At 72.3% G+C, this 842-nt stretch carries 1 protein-coding gene; it reads left to right on the top strand.

Annotation, left to right across the window (positions count from 1 at the left end):
- Nucleotides 1-842, top strand: an 842-nt coding sequence (locus C9E82_RS23965) for a condensation domain-containing protein (RefSeq protein ID WP_244936077.1), incomplete at both ends; no start/stop codon positions are given.

Below are 842 nucleotides of genomic sequence, written 5' to 3'. Positions count from 1 at the left end.
CCCCCGAGATCGGCATCGACGACAGCTTCTTCGCCCTTGGCGGCGATTCCCTGCTGGCCACGCGGCTGATCGGCCGCATCCGTCCCGCCTTCGGCATCGACCTGCCGATCCGCGCCATCTTCGAATGCCCCGCCATCGCCGCCCTGGCCGCCCGCATCTCTGCCGGCGACGCGCCCAGGCCCGCCCGCCCGGCGCTGGCGCCCCAAGCCCGCCCCGACCAGCTGCCGCTGTCCTTCGCGCAGCAGCGGCTGTGGTTCCTGGGCCAGCTGGAGGGACCCTCGGCCACCTACAACATCCCGATGGCGCTGCGGATCGAGGGCGATCTGGACGCCGATGCCCTGCAGGCCGCGCTGAACGACGTGATCGCCCGCCACGAGGCCCTGCGCACCCGCTTCCCCGCCGGCGACACCCCCCGGCAGGAGGTGCTGGACAGCGCCTCGCTGGTCCTGCAGCGCCGCGATATCGGCGCCGCAGCACTGGACGCGGCGCTGGCCGAAGGGGCCGCGCAGGTGCTGGACCTGGCGGCCGGCCTGCCGCTGGCCGCGACCCTGTTCCGGCTGGGCGATCGGGAACATGTGCTGCTGCTGGTCCTGCATCACATCGCCGCAGACGGGGCCTCGATGGCGCCGCTGGCAGCCGACCTGTCCGCCGCCTATGCCGCCCGCCTGGACGGCCGCGCCCCCGACCGGCCCGCGCTGCCGGTGCAATATGGCGACTACACCCTGTGGCACCGCCAGCTGCTGGGCGACCCGAACGATCCCCGATCCCGTCATGCAAGGCAACTGGAATTCTGGAAACAGGCCCTCGAAAACATCCCGGAACAGATGCAGATGCCCGCTGAC

The organism is Paracoccus sigandri (genome assembly GCF_003709565.1).
Taxonomy (GTDB): domain Bacteria; phylum Pseudomonadota; class Alphaproteobacteria; order Rhodobacterales; family Rhodobacteraceae; genus Paracoccus; species Paracoccus siganidrum.
This window is presented reverse-complemented; position numbering and strand designations above follow the sequence as displayed.